The organism is uncultured Mucilaginibacter sp., assembly GCF_937859865.1.
GTDB lineage: Bacteria > Bacteroidota > Bacteroidia > Sphingobacteriales > Sphingobacteriaceae > Mucilaginibacter_A.
The window spans coordinates 12,751-32,199 of the sequence record NZ_CALMAT010000092.1 but is presented as its reverse complement, the minus strand read 5'-3'; the positions used below and the strand labels follow the sequence as shown (position 1 = coordinate 32,199).

The following is a 19,449-nucleotide window of genomic DNA, read 5'->3' as shown; positions in this document are numbered from 1 at the left end:
AGGAATTCCAACTTTAGCCATCGCCAATAAAATAGATTTGCCTGCTAAAAAAAGCATCTACTTTGGTTCTTCGGAAACTGTAAAATATTTACAAATCTCAGCTAAAGAAAAGCAGCATATCAACGAACTGAAACAACTGATTTACGAAACCGCCATTCAAAAAAGGCTGACGGGAGAAGAAACGGTCATTACCAATATCCGCCACTTGGAAGCTTTGCAAAAAACGCAGGAATCGTTAGAACGCGTTTTGGATGGCATGGAAAACCCGGTTACTTCTGATTTTTTGGCAATGGACATCAAACAGGCGTTGTATTACTTGGGCGAGATTACCGGCGCCGTTACCACGGATGATTTGCTGGAGAATATTTTTAGCCGGTTTTGTATCGGGAAATAAATCGCACCAATAAACCTGTTTAATGGGTATTTTTTGAGGCTCAGCTTTACTTAAAACCTTTTAAATAGCCTGCTGTTCAAAAAATGTTAACAGAATCTATTTAAAATTTTAAAACATATCAATATGGATACCAACAGATTATCACCAACACTTGCCAAAGCATTAAACGACCAGATGACGGCTGAAGCTCATAACGCACAAATATACCTCGCTTACGGAGCCTGGGCAGACGATCAAGGTTACAGTGGGATTTCCAACCTGCTTTTTCGCCATCAAAATGAGGAACGTACGCACATGATGAAGTTTCTGGAATATATTTTAAAAAGAGGCGCAAAACCCGTAATAACAGAAATTGCCTCACCCGGCGAAGACCCAGTTAACGTGAACGATTGTTTTGAAAAGGTATATACTTATGAAGTAAAAAATACGGAATCCATTTATAACATCGTGAACATGGCACTGGCAGAAAAAGACTGGATTACGTGGAACTTCTTACAATGGTTTATCAAAGAGCAAACGGAGGAAGAAACTTTGGCAATGGACTTATTGTCTAAAGTGAAAATTGCCGGTGGTGCCAATGCCAATGCTGATGCTTTGTACCTTGTAAACCGCGATATGGGCAAAATGCAGGACTCAGCTACTTTAGCACAAGAGGTGAGTGTAGAAAATCCATAAACAGCCTGTTTTTTTAACTGATATTAAAAGCATCCTGCTAAGGGATGCTTTTTTTTGGAAGTTTGTATCGGAAAGTAATACATGCTAAAACAAAGATTTAACAGTTGAGCCAATTAATAAGTATAACCAATTTATGTTGTATGACTGGCAACTTTCTGACTAACCAAATTTTACCTATAGCTTGAAGAAATCCAGCCTTTGGTTATTCTTTTTGCCCATAATAAGCCGTTCCTCCTACCAAAAAAATCTTTTAAAAGCCCATTGTTCATTAAGTTTTTTAAGAGTTCCAGTGTTGGTCCGCTAACTGTTTCTTTTCATAGCATTTCATAGAGGCTAATGGAATATCAAACTGGTGGCTAACAAAATTCAGGTCTTTGTTGTTCAAATAAGCAATTTTTTTAATGGCTTATTTTACACCGTCAATTCCATAACAGTTCAATAAAATTGAAATGAACCGGTAATTTGGGCCGATTTAAAAATCTATTCAATTACTTTCGATGCTTCTTTTATCGGCATAAATTTAATTACCCGTATTCGGCAGTACACCAAATTTTAGGTGGTAAAAGAAGTATTGCATTTTAAAGAAATGAAACCGTTGCAATTTGTAACGTTTTGAAAATATAAACTCGAATTGTAAAATACGTTTATTAACCTGTTTACTGTACGAAAAACCGTACAGTTGAAAATGCAATTCGCCGGGCTTTTGTCCCAGCCCTCATTTTGGATACAACAACCCGAGATTAGGAAACTTTATTGCTGTTTTTAACGCCCAAATTTGTGGTGTTAAATTTTCACACACCTTAAAAATTATTTGTGATGAGCAGTATCGAAAAAACAAAATTAGGCAGCCAGGGATTGGAAGTTCCGATCATTGGACTGGGTTGTATGGGCATGACGAAAATTGCCCACATGGATATTTATGGCGAGGCAAATGAAGCAGAAGCCATCGCCACCATCCACCGTTCTTTGGAATTGGGCGGCAATTTTTTAGACACGGCTGATCTGTACGGTCCGCTGGAAAACGAACGGCTGGTTGCCAAAGCCATTAAAGGGAACCGCGATAAATATATCGTCGCCACAAAATTTGGTTACGAAATTGACGACAACGGGGCTTTGACCTGGCAGATGAACGGCAAAAAAGACTATGTAAAAAAAGCATTGGAGCGATCGCTCAAAAATCTCGGTACGGATTATATTGATTTGTATTATTTGCACCGCCTCGACCCAAACACACCAATCGAAGAAACCGTGGAAGCGATGGGCGAACTGGTAAAAGAAGGAAAAGTGGGCTACATCGGCCTTTCTGAACTTTCGTCGGCAACGATCAAAAAAGCGCATCAAATCCATCCTTTAACTGCTGTACAAACCGAGTATTCGTTGTTTGAAAGAGGCGTGGAAGAAACCGGAATTTTGGCCACCTTGCAAGAACTTGGGATTGGTTTTGTTGCTTACTCGCCGTTGGGCAGGGGTTTTATCTCCGGGGAAATAAAAAGTCCGGACGATTTTCCGGAGAATGATTTCCGCCGTTCGATCCCGCGTTTTCAAGGCGAACAGTTCTACAAAAACCTGGACTTGCTAAACGAAATTCAAAAAATAGCCGATAAAAAGAGCATCACGGCATCGCAGTTGGCCATTGCCTGGATTATTGCAAAAGGTATTGTCCCAATTCCCGGAACCAAGCGTATAAAATATGTAGAGCAAAACATTGCGGCGGCCAGCATCACCTTAACCGAAGAAGAATTGAACCATTTGGAAGCAATTGTTCCGTTGGGGCTGGATACCGGAGACCGTTACGATGCAGCTACTATGGCTACTTTAGACCGGTAAATAAAAGGAGATAAGGAAGGCTTTTTTTGCCAGAAAGTTTTCCTTATCTTAATATTCTCAATTCAACTGTTTTTGCCCGATGAAAAAACAAGCTTTGCAGCCTTACGCCATTAATTCCGTTTCCGAACTGCACCGCATTTTGGCTTTGCCAAAACCGGAACATCCTTTGGTAAGTGTGATCAATTTGGATGAAATACAATGCTTTGCCGATGAAAGTTTGAAAAGTGTGGTTTTCAATTTTTATTCCGTTTGCATCAAAAAAGATTTTAAAGGCAAGTTGAAATACGGGCAAAACTATTACGATTTTGATGAGGGCGTGCTGACTTTTTTTTCGCCGGGGCAGGTAATTTCTACCGAACTGACGGACGATTTAAAGCTTTCCGGCTTTTGGCTTATCATCCATCCGGATTTCATTCAAAATTATCCTTTGGCAAAAACCATTAAAAACTACGGCTACTTTTCTTATGCGGTAAACGAAGCATTGTTCCTTTCAGAAAAAGAAGAAACGATGATTGCTTCGATCATGAAAAACATCGAGCAGGAATATTATGCTAATATTGATTATTACAGCCAGGATGTAATGGTTTCGCACATCGAATTGTTGCTGAATTATGCCAACCGGTTTTACAACCGCCAGTTCATCACCCGCAAAAATGCAAGCAATGATTTGCTGGTGAAATTGGAAAACCTGTTGTCGGACTATTTTGCCAACGGAAAAGTGCGCGAACTGGGTTTGCCAACTGTGCATTTTGTTTCCGAAAGTTTAAACGTTTCGCCCAATTATTTAAGTGATCTATTGCGTATGCTGACCGGCCAAAGCACGCAGCAGCACATCCATAATAAAGTGATCGAAAAAGCCAAAGAAGTTTTGACTACCACTTCATTGTCTGTCAGTGAAATTGCTTATCAATTGGGGTTTGAACGGCCGCAATCTTTCAACAAATTATTTAAAAGTAAAGTCAATGTTTCGCCTTTAGCGTTTAAGCATTCGTTTAATTGAACTTCAATTTAAACCGCAATTTATAATTTGCAGCCTGTTTAAATTTTGTTAAAGCTATTTTCGATGCTTCTTTTACCACATAAAAACCATTGTCTTTTTGTACCGATGAAATATCCGGGCACACCAAATTTATAGGCATAAAAGAAGCATTATAAATTTTATGTCTATAAATCTAAAAAAGCCCTTATTGCCCAATTATTTTTGTTGATAAATAAAAGTTGGCTGTTTTTTGCCTGGTAAAAGAAGCATCGGCAAAACGGTTTACCAAAATGGCAGCCTGACCTGTTGCGGCAATTTTTATAAGCTGATAAATAAAACACAAAAACCAAAGCTTCTTCTTTTTGTTATAAAAGAGAAAAACTAAAGTTTAAATTAAAATTTATGAAAAAATCAATTGCGATACTGCTGTTATCGGCAGGTTTATTTACTGCAAAAGTTTCGATGGCACAAACTACCAGTACCTCGGCTTCTACCTCGTCAAGCTCAAGCACAGGTTCTGTGGCCAATGATACTGCCGCTGTTAATTTTACAACCCAAGCTGCTTTGAGCGACATGCAGGAAATTGCAGCAGCAAAGCTGGCGCTTAAAAGCGCTAAAAAAGCCAGTGTAAAAATGTATGCCGCCCAAATGATTAAGGACCATACAAAATCTTCGGCTGAGATGAAAAAAATCCTGGCTTCAAAACAGTTTACGCCGCCGATGCCTTCGCCTGCTGCTGTGGCACCAGATGCTATGCTGACTGGCGTTAAAGGCGCACAATTTGATACCGCTTACATGACCATGATGTTGCAAGACCATGTAAAAGCCGTACAGCTTTTTCAAAATGCGGCAGCCAATGTGCAAGACCCGGATTTAAAAGCTTTTGCAGTAAAAACGTTGCCAGTTTTGCAGCAACACTTAACTATGGCCAAATCAATAGCTTCCGAATTAAATATCAAAACAACTGCAATGGGCAAATAATTCCCGGCTGCAAAAGCATTAATTTAAAACCATAAAAAAACCACGGTCATTGTTTAAGCTACCGTGGTTTTTTTTGTTAAAGTATTTTATGCAGATGCTGTTTTTACAGGTGTTTTTTCAGGCTTGTGTTTCTTCCGGTTCAATGGCTATGTTTTCTGGCAGGTCTTCGTCTGCCACAACGCCCATTGCGCAAAATTTGGCAATCCGTTCGTTCACTAACTCGTCTGCAGGTTTTGCTTTTAACATGTCCAAATCGTTCAGCAAAACTTGTTTTAAAGTATTGATCATGGCTTCCGGGTCCTGATGTGCGCCGCCTAACGGTTCTTTGATAATGCCGTCAATTAGTTTGTTTTTATACATTTCTGTTGAAGTCAGTTTCAACACTTCGGCCGCTTTTTCTTTGTTGTCCCAATTCCGCCACAAAATAGACGAGCAGGATTCGGGCGAAATCACTGAATACCAGGTATGTTCCAGCATATAAACACGGTCGCCGATGCCAATGCCCAAAGCACCGCCCGAAGCGCCTTCGCCAATAATTACACAAATAACCGGCACTTTCAAAACCGACATTTCCATTAAATTACGGGCAATTGCTTCGCCCTGCCCGCGTTCTTCGGCTTCCAAACCGGGGTAAGCGCCGGGCGTATCAATAAAAGTAATGATTGGTTTGTTAAATTTTTCGGCCATTTTCATCAGCCTCAAAGCTTTGCGGTAACCTTCCGGGTTGGCCATGCCAAAGTTGCGGTATTGGCGCATTTTGGTGTTGATGCCTTTTTGGTGGCCGATGAACATCACCGTTTGCCCGTTCATTGAGCCAAAACCACCAACAATTGCTTTATCGTCTCCCATGTTCCGGTCGCCATGCAGCTCAATAAAATCAGTGCTCATAGATTCGATGTATTGCAAGGTATAAGGGCGTTCGGGGTGGCGCGAAAGCTGTACGTTTTGCCAGCCGTTTAAATTACCAAAAATCTCTTCTTTTTTTGCTTGAAGGTTTTCGCGCAGTTCGGTCAGCGTGGGCAACATATCCACCTTTGTTTTTTCCTCTACCTGCTGCACTTTTTCGATCTGCTGTTGCAGCTCTCCAATCGGCTTCTCAAAATCGAATGTAATTTTCATACGTAATTAATGGGCTGCAAAGGTATCGAATCAAATTTGTAATTGCAGGTACTAATCCTGCAACAGCGAACCATATTTTTTTAGTTGTGTGGCCGTAAGTTGCGTTTCTGTTTTTAAACAAGCTTGCAGTATGGCGTTCCTGAGTTCGCCCTGGTACAAACCGTAGCGGTTGGTGTAATAGATCAACAAACCATTGTTCACTTTTTTATAGTTAAAAAGGCTGTCCAGCATTTTTTCATTGGTGATCAAAAAGCCGTTCATTTCTTTCACTTTTCTTTGTAAAGCCGTGTTAATTTGGGTGATGGCTGCTTTTTGCCGGTCGTTTAACTGAAGCTGTTTTTGCCAGCCTAAAACTTTTTCGGGCAAAGGATAGTGGTGATGGTCGGCCACATCGGCCAACCCACTGATGTTCCGGCTGGTTTTAAAAGCTTCAAACTGGTTTAAAAACGAATCTTTATTAACGTTGGTTTTTAAATGGCTGCTATCAGCCTGTGCTTTAACCATAGGGGCAGCCAACAAAAAGGACAAGCAAAGCGGGCATAAAAGCCTAAAAAAACGGGAACTCAATTTTAGGTGCATAAAAGAAGCATGTGGATTAAAACAGGGTTTGTGCTAATTGAACGATAGATTGTTGCCATAGTTAGGAGACAAACAAAACAAAGCGGGCCAGGTTTTGCAGCAATTTTATCCGGTAAAAAAATATAATTTATTTTTTCGGATTTTGTATTTTACTGCTATCTTCGCCTTCCCAAAATCAAAGGTAATTGGCCCGTTCGTCTAGGGGTTAGGACGTTAGATTTTCATTCTAGAAACAGGGGTTCGATTCCCCTACGGGCTACCACATTGGGCAAATCAATTTTAGCAGTTGATTTGCCCTTATTTTTTGCATTAAAAACTGATTCTACGCTACATTTACCAAATCTCAAATGTTTTAGGGTTAAAAAAAGAAGGGACAAGCGTAATTGCGCTTGTCCCAGTTTGGTAGCGGGGAGCAGGATCGAACTGCCGACCTTAGGGTTATGAATCCTACGCTCTAACCATCTGAGCTACCCCGCCTCGTTCAAAGAGGATGCAAATATATCAGAAATTAGTTTTAGTAAGAAAAATTGTTAAAATTTACATTTTCTACCTAAAACCTCCGTATAACCTAACATGAGCGATAAGAAAAAATTTAAGATAGAGTACGAAGTAAAGTCTTCGCCCCGGATATTATACAGTTTTATAAGCGAGCCAAATGGGCTGGCACAATGGTTTGCAGATGATGTAACGATCAAAGATCAGGTTTACACATTTTCTTGGGACGGCGAACAGCAAGACGCCAAGTTACTGGGTGTGAAGGAGAACAAGTTTGTGCGGTTTAGGTGGACGGACGATGACCCGCAAAGCTATTTTGAAATGGAAATTATCCAGGACGAACTGACCAATGATGTGGCTTTAGGCATAACCGATTTTGCAACGGAAGACAACATAACCGAAAAAACTTTAATTTGGGATAATCAGATTGCTTACTTAATCAGCGTTTTAGGTGCGTAATTATAAAATTTACAAGGGGGACTGATTAGTGAAAAAGATACACCTGCTTATTTTAAAAGCGTTTATCCAGCCATTCTTCGTTACATTTTTTATTGTAATGTTTGTGTTGTTGATGCTTTTTTTGTTCAAATACATTGATGATTTGATCGGAAAAGGTTTCGAGTGGTACGTCATTTTAGAATTGATGATGTACGCTTCGGCAACCAATGTGGCCATGGCACTGCCGCTTTCCATTTTGCTTTCATCCATCATGACTTTTGGCAGCCTGGGCGAGAACTATGAACTGGTGGCCATTAAATCTGCCGGTGTTTCGTTAAGCCGCGCCATGTACCCGATGATTATCGTAGTTACTTTATTGAGCATCAGTGCTTTTATATTTTCGGATTATATGCTGCCGGTGGCCAACCTCAAGTATTATTCTTTGTTGTACGATGCCCGCCAACAAAAATCAACCAACTTATTGCCCGAAAATATTTTCAGCAGTAATTTTCCGGGCTATACTATCCGTGTCAGAAAAAAGGACCCGGACGGCCAGCGGCTTTACGGAATCATCATCTATGAAAAAAACCCTTCCAGCGGCAACAACTCCGTTATTTTTGCCAAAGAGGGAAGCATGTACCGCACGCCCGACGATTCTTATCTGGTTTTAAAACTTAAAAACGGCATCCGTTATGAGGAAACGAACGGTGATAAAGGCTACAACCCGCGCCAGCGTTTAACCCGGATGCGTTTTAATGAAACCGAGCAAAAGTTTGACTTATCAAATTTAAAGTTTAAAAGGACATCAGAAGCAGAGTTTAAAAGTGCTTACCAAATGATGAATTTAAAGCAGCTTAAACACGAACGCCAGGTGATGGAATTTAGACTGGACAGCGGTTTGGCCACAGAATTTAGGACACTAAGTCCGTATGTTAAGTATTTTTCTGTTCCGCATCAAACCAAAGCTGAGCCAAAAACCTATAAACTGGCCAGCAGTTTGTTGAACACTTTTAAACCTCACGAGCGTTTAAGTGCCCTTAGTGCTGCTTTGGGTGAAGCCCGGTCTTTGCAGGAAACTGTCTCTTCAAAAATTGACTTGCGAAAAGGCGCTTCAAATAATATCCGCAGAACAATGGTTGAATACCAGCGAAAATTTACCTTATCTGCCGCTTGTTTGGTGCTGTTTTTAATTGGTGCACCTTTGGGTGCTATTATCCGCAAAGGTGGTTTGGGCTTGCCGGTTGTGGTTTCGGTGGCGTTTTTCCTGATCTACCATATCATTTCAACCATTGGGGAAAAATCGGCAAAAGACGGCCACGTTTCTCCAGTGATTGGCATGTGGGTGGCCATTGTGGTGTTAACGCCGCTGGGTTTGTTTTTAACGTACAAAGCTGCAACCGATTCGGCTATTTTTGATGTGGATGTTTACAAAAAATTCTTCTTGCGCCTTGTTCAAAAAAAACCGAAAGAGAATGAACAAACTGCTTTGGCAAACTGATGCTTCTTTTACCGCCTAAAATTTGGTTCCAAAAAACTTTGTGCCGATACTTCTTTTATCGGCATAAAAACAGTATGGTTAAACTGATACTTCTTTTATCGCCTAAAATTTGGTGTTGAAAAACTTTGTGCCGATGCTTCTTTTATCGGCATAAAAACTTACAACAAAAAAACACTGGGCCAAATAATGGCAATTTGTTTTACAGTATGCCGACTGCCCACATTGTATTAATACTTAGTTTTGTGCTGTTGTGCCAATCAAAAACAATTTTTTAACAGGTTTAAGTTCATCTGGTACATAATAATTAAATATCATAACGATGTTAAGCAGTATAGAAGAAGCTATTGAAGATATAAAAGCCGGAAAAATGATCATCATTGTGGATGATGAAGACCGCGAAAACGAAGGTGATTTTTATATTCCTGCCCGAAATGCCACCCCGGAAATGATTAATTTTATGGCGCGTTATGGCCGGGGTTTAATTTGCGTTCCCGTTGTGCGTTCTGTTGCGCAGCGTTTGGATTTGGATTTGATGGTGGGCAACAATACAGCTTCCCACGAAACCAATTTTACCGTTTCTGTTGATTTGGTTGGTCACGGCTGCACAACCGGGATTTCTGCCAGCGACCGTTCTAAAACAATTTTGGCCATGATTGATCCGGCAACGCAACCTGCCGATTTAGGCCGGCCCGGACATATTTTCCCTTTAATTTCTAAAGAAGGCGGTGTGCTTCGGCGTGCCGGGCATACCGAAGCGGCAACTGATTTATCGGTTTTGGCAGGCTTTGAACCAGCAGGCGTAATCTGCGAGATTTTAAAAGAGAACGGCGATATGGCCCGTTTGCCGGATCTGGAACTGATGGCAAAAGAGTTTGGGCTGAAAATAATTTCTATCGAAAACCTGATTAAACACCGGATGAATTCGGTGAGCCTGATCGAAAGGGAAATTTCAGTAAAAATGCCTACTCAATGGGGCGATTTTGATATGGTTGCCTATACCCAAAAAAATACCGGCGAACACCATATTGCTTTGGTAAAAGGCGAATGGGCGGCAGATGAGCCTGTTCTGGTTCGCGTCCATAGTTCCTGCATTACCGGTGATATTTTTGGTTCCAACCGTTGCGATTGCGGCCCGCAGTTGCACAAAGCGATGGAAATTATCCAAAAAGAAGGCAAAGGCGTGATTGTTTACATGAACCAGGAAGGCCGCGGCATCGGTTTGATCAACAAATTAAAGGCTTACCATTTGCAAGAAAATGGTTTTGATACGGTTGATGCAAACCTGCACTTGGGCTTTAAAATGGACCAGCGCGATTATGGCGTTGGCGCACAGATTTTATGCGATTTAAACATCAGCAAAATGAGGCTGCTAACCAACAACCCTACAAAACGCACCGGTTTATCAGGTTACGGATTGGAAATTACAGAAACTTTACCGATTGAAGTTTCTTCCAACCCGCACAACGAATCTTATTTAAAAACGAAGCGCGATAGAATGGGCCATTCCATTTTAAAGGATTTGATTTAAAGCCAGGTTAAAATTTACAAAACCAGTCTTAATGCTTCTTTTATCACTTAAAAAATGGTGAAAATTTTGTTTTTATTTAGATTGATGCAGGCAACAATTTTTATAGGGTAAAAGAAGCATTGTTGTTTTTCCTTGAATCAGTTCAAACAAACTTTTAAGTTTTCAAATGCTAATTATCTAAATCAGAAGTTGTTTTTGCCGTTGTTGAAATTGTAGAGTTGTTGTTTCTTCTGATGCTTCTTTTACGGGTAAAAATATTGCGTAAAAACTCGGAGAAAGAATCAAAGTCTTGCTGGTAAACCAAACCCAAACCGTTTACATATTGCAATCCCAATTGGTCGTTCAACGTATTTAAAGTGGTACTGTTCAAAGCCCGGTAAGAATATTTGGCTGTAAGTTTTCCGTCTTTGGAAATCAAATATTGGGCTTCAAAATCTTTGGTGTAATTGCTAAAGTTGGAACTAAACAACGTTGAATTTTGATTGAACAAATCGTTCCCAACCTGATTGTTGTACAAACTTCCGTTCAATACCAAACGGTTTTTAAACAACCTTAATGATGCACTTGCATCGTTAAAAGAACGGATGTTTAAGTCTAAGTTTTTGATGTTGGATTGCGAAATAAAATTGTTCAACTTGTTAAAAGCAAATTCGCTGATGGCATCTTGCGCCGTGCTGCCTACTTCTTTCGTCAGGTTTTCCCCGCCAGTTCCGCTTGCAAACTTCCGCCTCACAATTAAACTTAAAGCCTGCTGGTTTCTGTTGGTTATATCGTTTAAATAAGCAGCCAATTCATCTTTCACCGATGGGTCATTCGGGAAATTAAAGTTGAAATCAATATCTGGCTGCGTTAATGATTTGGTCAAAATCAGTTCGGCCTGAACCAATTTTTGCTGGCTTGCCGATGCGTTTGCTAAACCGGCGGCTCTATACAAGTCGTTAATATCAGCCCGAACTTCGTAGATCGCTTTTAAATTTATTTCGGCGTTTGACGGGTCGCCAGTCCAGCGTATCGTTCCGCCCTGGTTTACCTGGAAAACTTTGCTGATAAAGTTTTGCGCTGTAAATTCAAACTTTCCGTTGGAAATCAAATAATCGCCGCGCATTTCAAAATCGCCCGAACTATTGATGTTCAATTGCAGGTTGCTGGCCGTTCCGCTTCCTTCCAATTGTCCGTAATCCGTTGTGATTTTTACCAGTGTTTTTTCATCAATTGTTAAATCAAAATTAAGCGTGATGCCATTAAAAGATTGTTCTTTTTTTACAATTTTAGAAGTGTCGCGGTTTACATAAGTGATGAAATCATAATTGCTGGCCGTGCTGGAAGAGTTAAGCGGAATATTAAAAATGGTGCCATCTTCAGTCCTTGCTTTGATGTCAATTTTCATATTGTCCGTTGGCCCGTTAAAACTAAATTTTCCAGTGGCAAAAGCAGTACCATAATACAAACGGTTGTCTTTAAAAGTGGTGTTTAAGGCCATCAGGTTGCGCGCAACGATGTTTGCTTCAATATCCGGGGATGAAAGATTATTCAAATCTACCGTACCATTTACCACACCAACACCGTTTTTGGTGTCCTTCAACTGTAAATCGTTGATTTGGATAATACTGTTTTTAACGGCAACTTTATCATTAATCAAATAAGGCGTTTTCAAATAGTTGATGGTTAAACCCGTGTTGATCAAATTTAAACTTCCGTTGATTTGTGGTTTTGAAGGCATGCCCGTAACATCCAAGTCGGCAGAAATCTGGCCTTTTAACTTAGAAACCAAATCGTTCACTAAAGGGTCAAGGATAGCAGCTTCGGTTTGGTCCATCTTTAAATGAAAGTCCAGTTTGTTATCTTCACTTGCAAGATAATATTTACCGTTCAGGTTCAAAGTTTCCAGCCCTTTGTTCAGCAAACTCATATTTACCAACGCAATTTTTTGCTCGTTATCCAATTGTGCAGCAAGTTTAAGGTTGCCAATTAAGGTTTTGTTGATGGTGATCGAATCGGCACGCAAATCAGATTCTACGCCTGGCTGGCCGGTGATTGAATTGATCACGGCATTGCCGTTTAAAGTTCCGGTAAGTTTTACACCGACAGATTTGGTAAGCTGGTCCAAGGAAGCCAGGCTGAATTTATCAAAAGCAACTTTCAATTTGTCTTCTGGTTTTGAAGAAATAAAGCCGTCAATCCCAATTTTTTGTACGCCATTGGACAACACAAAACCTGCAATTTGCGTCCGTCCGTTTTCTAACAACCTGATCCGCACTTGTTCTGCAATCCGCCAATTTTGTTGTTCGATAATCACATCCGAAGGCAAGATTTTTAACTTGGCTGTTGTATCCCGTCCAAACTCCACCAAACCATATAAATCCAATTGGTTGGTTGCATTTTTGTCCGAAAGTTTAATGTTGAAATTTAAACTATCACGTTTTAAAAAGTTGGTAATGTTGATGTTTTTGATGAACAAACTATCCGTAATATTCACCTTGCTCAAAGAAATGTTTACGCCAATGTAATCGTCATTTGTGCTTTCATCAATCAGCAAATCGTGGAAAACCATTTTATCATATTGAATCGTTTTGATCAACCCATTTAAAGTTGCAGTTTTTGTGTAGGAGTTAAAATTGCCAACAAAAGTTCCCTGCTCCGGAATCTTTAACTTGGGCAAAAACAAAGTTGTAACCGGGTCTAAGTTTTTAAGGTTAAGCCGGAAAGCAAAGTTTTGAGGTTTTGGCGAAACAAATTTTGCCTGAAGCGAAGGGACGTATTTTTTGACTAATGTTTTAAAGTACGAAGGCAAAGTTTTCAAATCATAATCGCCTTTTAAACTGCCATCGGCAAGCGTAGATTTTAAGGTTAGTTCGCGTTCCCTGCCTTTTCCTTCGGCAGCAAAATACAAAGAATCAACCGAATAATTATTCCTTGGGTTAACCAGCTTAATGTTCCTTAATAAAACATTGCCGTTAATGTTGTCAATGTTGTTTCCGGAAAAATTAGAACTCAGTTGTACATCAACCGCAATCGTATCTTTTAAAAAATGCAGCTTGTTTAATTTGGCACCTTTAATGTCTGATTTAAAATTAAACACTGGCAATGCAGCATTTAAATTTACATTTCCTTTAAAATTTAGTTTCAAATTTGGATCGTTTACCAGAACTGAACCGTCAAAGAATTTTTTATTGAAAGTGCCTTTTAAATTTACATTGCTGTAACGGTAGCGGTTAAAATCCAAGTAGTTGACTTTTGCATCCAACTTGCCTTTTAACGTTTTTAAATCAAAACCGGCACCATCAATATTGGCTGAAATTGTGGCCCGGTTTAAAGAAGGCTCGTTTAATAAATTGCCAAAATTGAAATCATAAGTTTTAATGTTCCCGGTATATTTGGGCACGTTGCCTTTGGTTTTCATGTTCACATCCGAACTGAAACGACCCAACTTGGTTTTAAAATCACCATAAGCCACAAAGTCGTTTTGAAAACCGGTAAACTGTCCGCTAAAACTAATATTGCCAAACTTCTCTACAATACTTGGAATCTCCGTGCTTCTTTTACCAGTAAAATTTTTGTAGAGCAAATCCAAATCTTTTTTATTGGTTGCAACTTGTTCGATGTTTAGCTCCATCAAAGTTTGGTCCCAATCGGGCAAACCTTTCATGCTAAAGTTGCCTTTGATGTAGGTTGCCTGTCCGGTTTGTATGGCTAAATTTTTAGCTTTTAAATTGTCAACTTTTCCTTTTACAGTGCCGTTAATTCCAAGTTCAAATTGAATTCGGTGCAAGTCATCAGCAAAAAAAGCGATATCTTTTGACGATAAGTGCGCATCTTTAAAATTGGCGCTCATCATTACTTTATGTTCAAAGTCGTCAAAATCATCAAAACTTTTAAACCCAAGCCTAAAATAATCGTGAAGTTTAGAGTTTGGCGTGTTCAGGTTTAGGTTTTGCAATTCAATCTGGTTGGTATCAACCGTTACAGCAGAAGCTAATTGTTGTACAATAAAACCGCTTTTTTCTTTAAAAGATAAATTGTGGATTGCTGCTTTAAATAAATGGTTTTTTAAATCGAGATTGGTAGCATCAATATTCAATTTTGTTAAATTAACATCATCAAAATTAACACCATTAATGTTGGTATCAATCAATTGGTTTTTGTACCGAAAGTGAAAGTTGTTGAGCACAACCCTTTCGAAATTAATTGTCCAGGGTTTGGTTTTAGTTTTTTTAGTTGTGGTATCCGAATTAAAATAATCCAGGATAAATTTTAAGTTGGTGTTTTTGTTCTTTAATTTTTTAAGATAGAAAGACCCGTTATCCAACGTAATATCTTTAAAATCAATTTTTCGGGCTTTGATGCTGTTAAAAATAGAAAAACCGCTTAATTTAACGGTGAGCAAAGGTGTTCTCAACAGCGTGTCTTTTTGCTTGTCCAGCACATACAAATCCTCCAGCACTACCGAAGAAAAAGGTTTAATGTACAAGCTTTTGATGTCAACTTTAGTATCTAATTCTTTGGATAAATAGCGCGTTGCTTTTTTGGCCGCCCAGGTTTGTACCGTTTTAAATTGAAAAGAAAATACAAGCAGCCCCAGCATCAGGATGATGAGAAGGACAACCATTAACGTTATTTTGAGCGCTTTTTTAATAACTTTGCTACTTAATATATTTTAAACAATGGCTGTAATTTTAGGGATAGAATCGTCTTGTGATGAAACTTCTGCCGCAATTTGCATTGATGGAACTGTGGTTAGTAACATCATTGCCAGCCAAAGTATCCACGCTGCGTATGGCGGTGTTGTACCCGAGTTAGCTTCGCGTGTTCATCAACAAAATATTATCCCTACCGTTCAGCAGGCTATATTAACGGCTAAAGTTACAAAAAATGATATTGATGCCGTTAGTTTTACGCGCGGTCCGGGGCTTTTAGGTGCATTATTAGTAGGTGTTTCTTTTGCCAAAGCTTTTGCCCTGGCCCGAAACCTGCCTTTGATAGAAGTAAACCACATGCAGGCGCACATTATGGCTAACTTTATTGATGAGCCAAAGCCTAAATTTCCGTTTTTATGCCTCACTGTTTCCGGTGGGCATACGCAAATTGTGCTGGTGAAAGATTATTTTAATTTTGAAATTATCGGACAAACATTAGATGATGCAGCCGGAGAAGCGATGGATAAAACTAGCCGGATTTTGGGTTTGCCTTATCCCGGCGGCCCTTTGATTGATCAATACGCGCGTTTGGGGAACCCGGATGCTTATCATTTCCCTGAACCGCAAATCCCTGGTTTTGATTTCAGTTTTAGTGGGCTAAAAACAGCATTCCTGTATTTTGTGCGTGATAAAACGGCTGCCGATCCGGATTTTCTGAAAAATAATTTACCGGATATTTGTGCTTCTATTGAAAAAAGAATTGCCACAATTTTGATGAACAAACTAAAAAAAGCAGCGCAACAATATCAAATTAAAGAAATTGCTTTGGCCGGAGGCGTTTCGGCAAATACCGGATTACGAAATTTATTACAGCAAACAACAAATGAAAACGGCTGGAAAGCTTACATCCCGGCGTTTCAATATTGTACCGACAATGCCGCCATGATTGCCGCAACCGGCTATTATAAATTTTTAAAACAAGATTTTGTTGGCCAACAAACCGCACCTTTGGCCCGGATGCAATTTTAACTGATTAGATAAATGAATTTAGCTTCTTTAATATTCTGGGCGATTTTTGTGCTGCCTTTGGTTGGGTTTTTAATTTGGGTGATGCGGCAAGACAAGAAAAAAGGTTCTATCGGGTTGATCGTTTTGGTTTTGGTGGTGGTGCTTGGGATAGTTTACATGTATGCCCGGAGTCCGGACTTATGAAAAATAGAAAAGCAGTTGATTAATTAAACCAACTGCTTCTTTTATCGGGTAATTTTTGGTGAGTGTTACTTTGCTACTTCAGCTACCGCAACCGCTTCTGTTCCGTTAACGGCATCTTTAATTTTTAATTCCAGTTCTTCCATCATTTCCGGGTTATCCAAGATGAGGTTTTTAACCGCATCGCGGCCTTGTCCTAAACGCGTATCGCCATAACTAAACCACGAACCGGATTTTTTGATAATGTTGTATTCAACACCCAAATCAATAATTTCGCCAGCTTTAGAAATCCCTTCGCCAAACATAATATCAAACTCGGCAATACGGAACGGCGGTGCAACCTTGTTCTTCACAATCTTCACTTTTACGCGGTTCCCGGATACTTCATCAGTATCTTTAATTTGCGACATCCGGCGTACATCCAACCTCACCGAAGCATAAAACTTCAAAGCGTTACCACCGGTTGTGGTTTCCGGGTTGCCAAACATAACGCCGATTTTCTCGCGTAATTGGTTAATAAAAATACAGCAACAACCTGTTTTGCTGATCATTCCGGTTAATTTACGTAACGCCTGAGACATCAAGCGCGCTTGCAGTCCCATTTTAGAATCGCCCATTTCGCCTTCAATCTCTGCTTTTGGCACCAATGCCGCAACGGAGTCAATCACGATAATATCAATCGCGCCGGAACGGATCAAATTATCTGCAATCTCCAAAGCCTGCTCACCGTTATCCGGTTGCGAGATCAATAGGTTCTCGATATCAACGCCTAACTTTTGTGCATAAAAACGGTCGAAAGCGTGTTCTGCATCAATAAAAGCTGCGATGCCGCCTTTTTTCTGTGATTCTGCAATGGCATGGATGGCCAAAGTAGTTTTACCTGAAGATTCCGGACCGTAAATTTCAACAACGCGGCCTTTTGGCAAACCGCCAATACCCAAAGCAATATCCAAACCGATGGAACCGGTAGAAATGTATTCGATCGGGTCAATCGCGGTATCGCCCAACTTCATTACCGTCCCTTTGCCGTATGATTTTTCTAATTTATCTAAAGTAAGCTGTAATGCTTTTAATTTATCTGTGCTGCTCATTTTTTTAGTTTTTCGAAGTTCTAAGGTAAGGATAATAATTTAATTATGCTAATATTTTTATCAAAATTAATAAAAAAGATGGCATAAAAGAAGCATTAAATTTTAGGCGTTAATGACGGGTAAACTTAATCAACTCAATCAACAATATCAACTTGTTGCAATCAAGTTATTTTATCAATAATGTTGGAAATTTCTCTCAATTGGTCAAATGCTTCACGGTTTCTAATTTTTGTTGCTTTTAACAGTTCCTTTTTTCTAAGAATTGCTTCTGGGTTTGTTTGCTCAAAATATTTACAGAAGTTGGTAAGCGGACAAATTTCACATTTTGGAGTTCGCGCCACACAAATATACCGGCCATGCAAAATCAGCCAGTGGTGCGCAACGCCCAGCAACTCTTTGGGCAAATACTTCATCAACTGCATTTCTGTTGCCAACGGTGTTTTGGCCTTGTTGGCCAATCCCAAGCGGTTTGAAACCCTAAAAACGTGCGTATCCACTGCAATTGCCGGTTCCTGGTAAACCACCGAAGAAATTACATTGGCTGTTTTGCGACCAACGCCAGGCATCTTCTGCAAATCTTCAATCCCTTGCGGCACCACACTGTTAAATTCGGACACCAAAATTTTGGCCATCCCAACTAAATGTTTGGCTTTATTGTTTGGGTAGCTTACACTTTTAATGTAGTTATAAACTTCTTCCGGTGTTGATGCTGCCAAACTTTCGGGCGTAGGGAAACGCTCAAAAAGGGCAGGCGTAATTTGGTTGATGCGTTTATCAGTGCATTGTGCGGATAGGATTACGGCAACCAGCAATTCAAAAGGCGAATTGTAATGCAGTTCGGTAACCGGATTGGGCTGGTGCGTAGAAAAATAATCTACAAAGGCTTTGTATCTGGCGGTTTTAAGCATGGTGCAAACGTAAATATTTCTTTTTTCGGCGATGCTTCTTTTAGCACATAAAAATTAGTGCGTACAACAAAGCCGGCCTTGTTTTTTTCAAAAAAAGCCGGATCAGTTTAAAGCAGAAAAAGTTTACTTGTAATTTCTGGAGTAATGGATAATCTTGACAACCGTTTCTTCTTTCGGTGCTAATTGCAGCAACGTTAAATTTGGTGAAATAGCTTTGTAGAAACGCTGTTCGCTGTCATCTAAATCTTCCGGAAAATCAACATCTTTTGATGGGTTTTCGTCCTGTTTAACAGTGTTTAAATTGTTTGTAGAGATTTCGGTCATATGCTTGCTTGAGGTTTAAAAAACAGTCAGCAATTGAACGAAAACCATATCAATTTATTATTAAAACCAGGTGAAATTTTTATTTAATTTTTTAACAGCAGTTCCTTGCTCAGCATCATCCTCCGCAGGTTGTTCAGGGCATAACGCATCCGGCCCAATGCAGTGTTGATGCTTACGTCCGTAATGTCGGCAATCTGCTTAAAACTCAAGTCGCCGTAATGGCGCATGATCAAAACTTCTTTTTGTTCCGAAGGCAACAAATGGATCAGTTTTTTCAAATCCGTGTACGTTTGTTCGCGGATCATGCGGTCTTCCGTGCTTTCATCGTAATGGCCCAAAACATCAAAAATGTCAAAATCTTCTCCGTTGCTCACCAGTGGCGTCCGTTTTTCCCGGCGAAAATGGTCAATCACCAAATTGTGTGCGATGCGGGCAACCCAGGGCAAAAACTTTCCTTCTTCGTTGTACTTTCCGGCTTTTAACGTGTTGATTACTTTGATAAACGTATCCTGAAAAATATCCTCGGCCAGGTATTCGTCTTTTACCAATAAATAAATTGATGTATAAATTTTTGACTGGTACCGGCGGATCAATTCTGTTAAACCCGCTTCGTTACCAGATATGTACAAATGGATCAGCTCCTGATCACTCGTCTCTCTAAACTCCATAGACCTGACTACCTTATTTTTTTAAGTTAAAAAATTTGAAAAAGTAGAGTTCTGTCGATAGTTTGCCTGGTTATGGTTTTTGACAATTGTAATATCAAATAA

At 39.7% G+C, this 19,449-nt stretch carries 17 protein-coding genes and 2 tRNA genes; 11 read left to right on the top strand and 8 right to left on the bottom strand.

Annotation, left to right across the window (positions count from 1 at the left end; all coding sequences use genetic code 11):
• The first annotated feature begins 37 nt into the window (after positions 1-37).
• The 5 genes from Q0192_RS09645 (at position 38) to Q0192_RS09625 (ending at position 4,856) form a co-directional block, all read left to right on the top strand.
• Entirely contained in the window at positions 38-394 is a 357-nt protein-coding gene (locus Q0192_RS09645; protein ID WP_299289269.1) for a hypothetical protein, read from the top strand.
• Positions 395-517: 123 nt separating this feature from the next.
• Complete coding sequence (locus Q0192_RS09640) at positions 518-1,069, top strand: ferritin (protein ID WP_299289268.1); 552 nt, start codon at positions 518-520, stop codon at positions 1,067-1,069.
• An 816-nt stretch (positions 1,070-1,885) separates the two neighbouring features.
• Positions 1,886-2,896 carry an aldo/keto reductase gene (locus Q0192_RS09635; protein WP_299289267.1) on the top strand — a complete coding sequence of 337 codons (1,011 nt, stop codon included), beginning with the start codon at positions 1,886-1,888 and terminating at the stop codon, positions 2,894-2,896.
• Positions 2,897-2,975: 79 nt separating this feature from the next.
• Positions 2,976-3,896 (top strand): AraC family transcriptional regulator, encoded by a 921-nt coding sequence (locus Q0192_RS09630; protein ID WP_299289266.1) that lies wholly within the window; start codon positions 2,976-2,978, stop codon positions 3,894-3,896.
• A gap of 381 nt (positions 3,897-4,277) precedes the next feature.
• Positions 4,278-4,856 carry a DUF4142 domain-containing protein gene (locus Q0192_RS09625; protein WP_299289265.1) on the top strand — a complete coding sequence of 193 codons (579 nt, stop codon included), beginning with the start codon at positions 4,278-4,280 and terminating at the stop codon, positions 4,854-4,856.
• Between the two features lie 117 nt (positions 4,857-4,973).
• Here Q0192_RS09625 and Q0192_RS09620 read toward each other — a convergent pair whose 3' ends face one another.
• Complete coding sequence (locus tag Q0192_RS09620) at positions 4,974-5,975, bottom strand: acetyl-CoA carboxylase carboxyltransferase subunit alpha (protein WP_299289264.1); 1,002 nt, start codon at positions 5,973-5,975, stop codon at positions 4,974-4,976.
• A gap of 51 nt (positions 5,976-6,026) precedes the next feature.
• The gene (locus Q0192_RS09615) at positions 6,027-6,479 is read right to left on the bottom strand and encodes a hypothetical protein (RefSeq protein ID WP_299289263.1); all 453 of its coding nucleotides are present in this window, start codon (positions 6,477-6,479) and stop codon (positions 6,027-6,029) included.
• A 262-nt stretch (positions 6,480-6,741) separates the two neighbouring features.
• Here Q0192_RS09615 and Q0192_RS09610 point away from each other — a divergent pair.
• Positions 6,742-6,816, top strand: a tRNA-Glu gene (locus tag Q0192_RS09610).
• A 138-nt stretch (positions 6,817-6,954) separates the two neighbouring features.
• On the opposite strand, the gene Q0192_RS09605 is transcribed toward Q0192_RS09610, so the two are convergent.
• Positions 6,955-7,031: transfer RNA gene (locus Q0192_RS09605), tRNA-Met, on the bottom strand.
• Positions 7,032-7,127: 96 nt separating this feature from the next.
• Here Q0192_RS09605 and Q0192_RS09600 point away from each other — a divergent pair.
• The 3 genes from Q0192_RS09600 to Q0192_RS09590 all read left to right on the top strand — a co-directional run bounded on the left by Q0192_RS09600 (position 7,128) and on the right by Q0192_RS09590 (position 10,513).
• The gene (locus Q0192_RS09600) at positions 7,128-7,508 is read left to right on the top strand and encodes an START-like domain-containing protein (RefSeq protein ID WP_299289262.1); all 381 of its coding nucleotides are present in this window, start codon (positions 7,128-7,130) and stop codon (positions 7,506-7,508) included.
• A 28-nt stretch (positions 7,509-7,536) separates the two neighbouring features.
• Positions 7,537-8,985, top strand: a complete 1,449-nt coding sequence (locus Q0192_RS09595) for an LptF/LptG family permease (RefSeq protein ID WP_299289261.1) — start codon at positions 7,537-7,539, stop codon at positions 8,983-8,985.
• Positions 8,986-9,295: 310 nt separating this feature from the next.
• Entirely contained in the window at positions 9,296-10,513 is a 1,218-nt protein-coding gene (locus Q0192_RS09590; RefSeq protein ID WP_299289344.1) for a bifunctional 3,4-dihydroxy-2-butanone-4-phosphate synthase/GTP cyclohydrolase II, read from the top strand.
• Between the two features lie 169 nt (positions 10,514-10,682).
• Here the strand turns inward: Q0192_RS09590 and Q0192_RS09585 are convergent, their stop codons facing one another.
• The gene (locus Q0192_RS09585; protein ID WP_299289260.1) at positions 10,683-15,119 is read right to left on the bottom strand and encodes a translocation/assembly module TamB domain-containing protein; all 4,437 of its coding nucleotides are present in this window, start codon (positions 15,117-15,119) and stop codon (positions 10,683-10,685) included.
• 55 nt (positions 15,120-15,174) lie between these two features.
• Between Q0192_RS09585 and tsaD the strand changes: the two genes are divergently transcribed.
• Both tsaD and Q0192_RS09575 read left to right on the top strand, forming a co-directional pair.
• Positions 15,175-16,176, top strand: a complete 1,002-nt coding sequence (gene tsaD / locus Q0192_RS09580; protein ID WP_299289259.1) for a tRNA (adenosine(37)-N6)-threonylcarbamoyltransferase complex transferase subunit TsaD — start codon at positions 15,175-15,177, stop codon at positions 16,174-16,176.
• Positions 16,177-16,188: 12 nt separating this feature from the next.
• Entirely contained in the window at positions 16,189-16,359 is a 171-nt protein-coding gene (locus Q0192_RS09575; RefSeq protein ID WP_299289258.1) for a hypothetical protein, read from the top strand.
• Between the two features lie 65 nt (positions 16,360-16,424).
• On the opposite strand, the gene recA is transcribed toward Q0192_RS09575, so the two are convergent.
• The 4 genes from recA to Q0192_RS09555 form a co-directional block, all read right to left on the bottom strand.
• Positions 16,425-17,447, bottom strand: coding sequence for a recombinase RecA (recA, locus tag Q0192_RS09570; protein ID WP_299289257.1), 1,023 nt, complete (start codon positions 17,445-17,447; stop codon positions 16,425-16,427).
• Positions 17,448-17,608: 161 nt separating this feature from the next.
• Positions 17,609-18,355 (bottom strand): endonuclease III, encoded by a 747-nt coding sequence (nth, locus tag Q0192_RS09565; protein ID WP_299289256.1) that lies wholly within the window; start codon positions 18,353-18,355, stop codon positions 17,609-17,611.
• A gap of 123 nt (positions 18,356-18,478) precedes the next feature.
• Positions 18,479-18,679 (bottom strand): hypothetical protein, encoded by a 201-nt coding sequence (locus Q0192_RS09560; protein WP_299289255.1) that lies wholly within the window; start codon positions 18,677-18,679, stop codon positions 18,479-18,481.
• Positions 18,680-18,762: 83 nt separating this feature from the next.
• Entirely contained in the window at positions 18,763-19,347 is a 585-nt protein-coding gene (locus Q0192_RS09555) for a sigma-70 family RNA polymerase sigma factor (RefSeq protein ID WP_299289254.1), read from the bottom strand.
• Between the last annotated feature and the right edge of the window lie 102 nt (positions 19,348-19,449).

What these genes read in the sequence shown, in the direction of transcription:
- Q0192_RS09615 (WP_299289263.1), bottom strand. Translation starts at nt 6,479, where the DNA reads ATGGTTAAAGCACAGGCTGATAGCAGCCATTTAAAAACCAACGTTAAT.
- Q0192_RS09600 (WP_299289262.1), top strand. Translation starts at nt 7,128, where the DNA reads ATGAGCGATAAGAAAAAATTTAAGATAGAGTACGAAGTAAAGTCTTCG.
- Q0192_RS09585 (WP_299289260.1), bottom strand. Translation starts at nt 15,119, where the DNA reads ATGGTTGTCCTTCTCATCATCCTGATGCTGGGGCTGCTTGTATTTTCT.
- Q0192_RS09635 (WP_299289267.1), top strand. Translation starts at nt 1,886, where the DNA reads ATGAGCAGTATCGAAAAAACAAAATTAGGCAGCCAGGGATTGGAAGTT.
- Q0192_RS09640 (WP_299289268.1), top strand. Translation starts at nt 518, where the DNA reads ATGGATACCAACAGATTATCACCAACACTTGCCAAAGCATTAAACGAC.
- Q0192_RS09560 (WP_299289255.1), bottom strand. Translation starts at nt 18,679, where the DNA reads ATGACCGAAATCTCTACAAACAATTTAAACACTGTTAAACAGGACGAA.
- Q0192_RS09630 (WP_299289266.1), top strand. Translation starts at nt 2,976, where the DNA reads ATGAAAAAACAAGCTTTGCAGCCTTACGCCATTAATTCCGTTTCCGAA.
- Q0192_RS09625 (WP_299289265.1), top strand. Translation starts at nt 4,278, where the DNA reads ATGAAAAAATCAATTGCGATACTGCTGTTATCGGCAGGTTTATTTACT.
- recA (WP_299289257.1), bottom strand. Translation starts at nt 17,447, where the DNA reads ATGAGCAGCACAGATAAATTAAAAGCATTACAGCTTACTTTAGATAAA.
- nth (WP_299289256.1), bottom strand. Translation starts at nt 18,355, where the DNA reads ATGCTTAAAACCGCCAGATACAAAGCCTTTGTAGATTATTTTTCTACG.
- Q0192_RS09620 (WP_299289264.1), bottom strand. Translation starts at nt 5,975, where the DNA reads ATGAAAATTACATTCGATTTTGAGAAGCCGATTGGAGAGCTGCAACAG.
- tsaD (WP_299289259.1), top strand. Translation starts at nt 15,175, where the DNA reads ATGGCTGTAATTTTAGGGATAGAATCGTCTTGTGATGAAACTTCTGCC.
- Q0192_RS09575 (WP_299289258.1), top strand. Translation starts at nt 16,189, where the DNA reads ATGAATTTAGCTTCTTTAATATTCTGGGCGATTTTTGTGCTGCCTTTG.
- Q0192_RS09555 (WP_299289254.1), bottom strand. Translation starts at nt 19,347, where the DNA reads ATGGAGTTTAGAGAGACGAGTGATCAGGAGCTGATCCATTTGTACATA.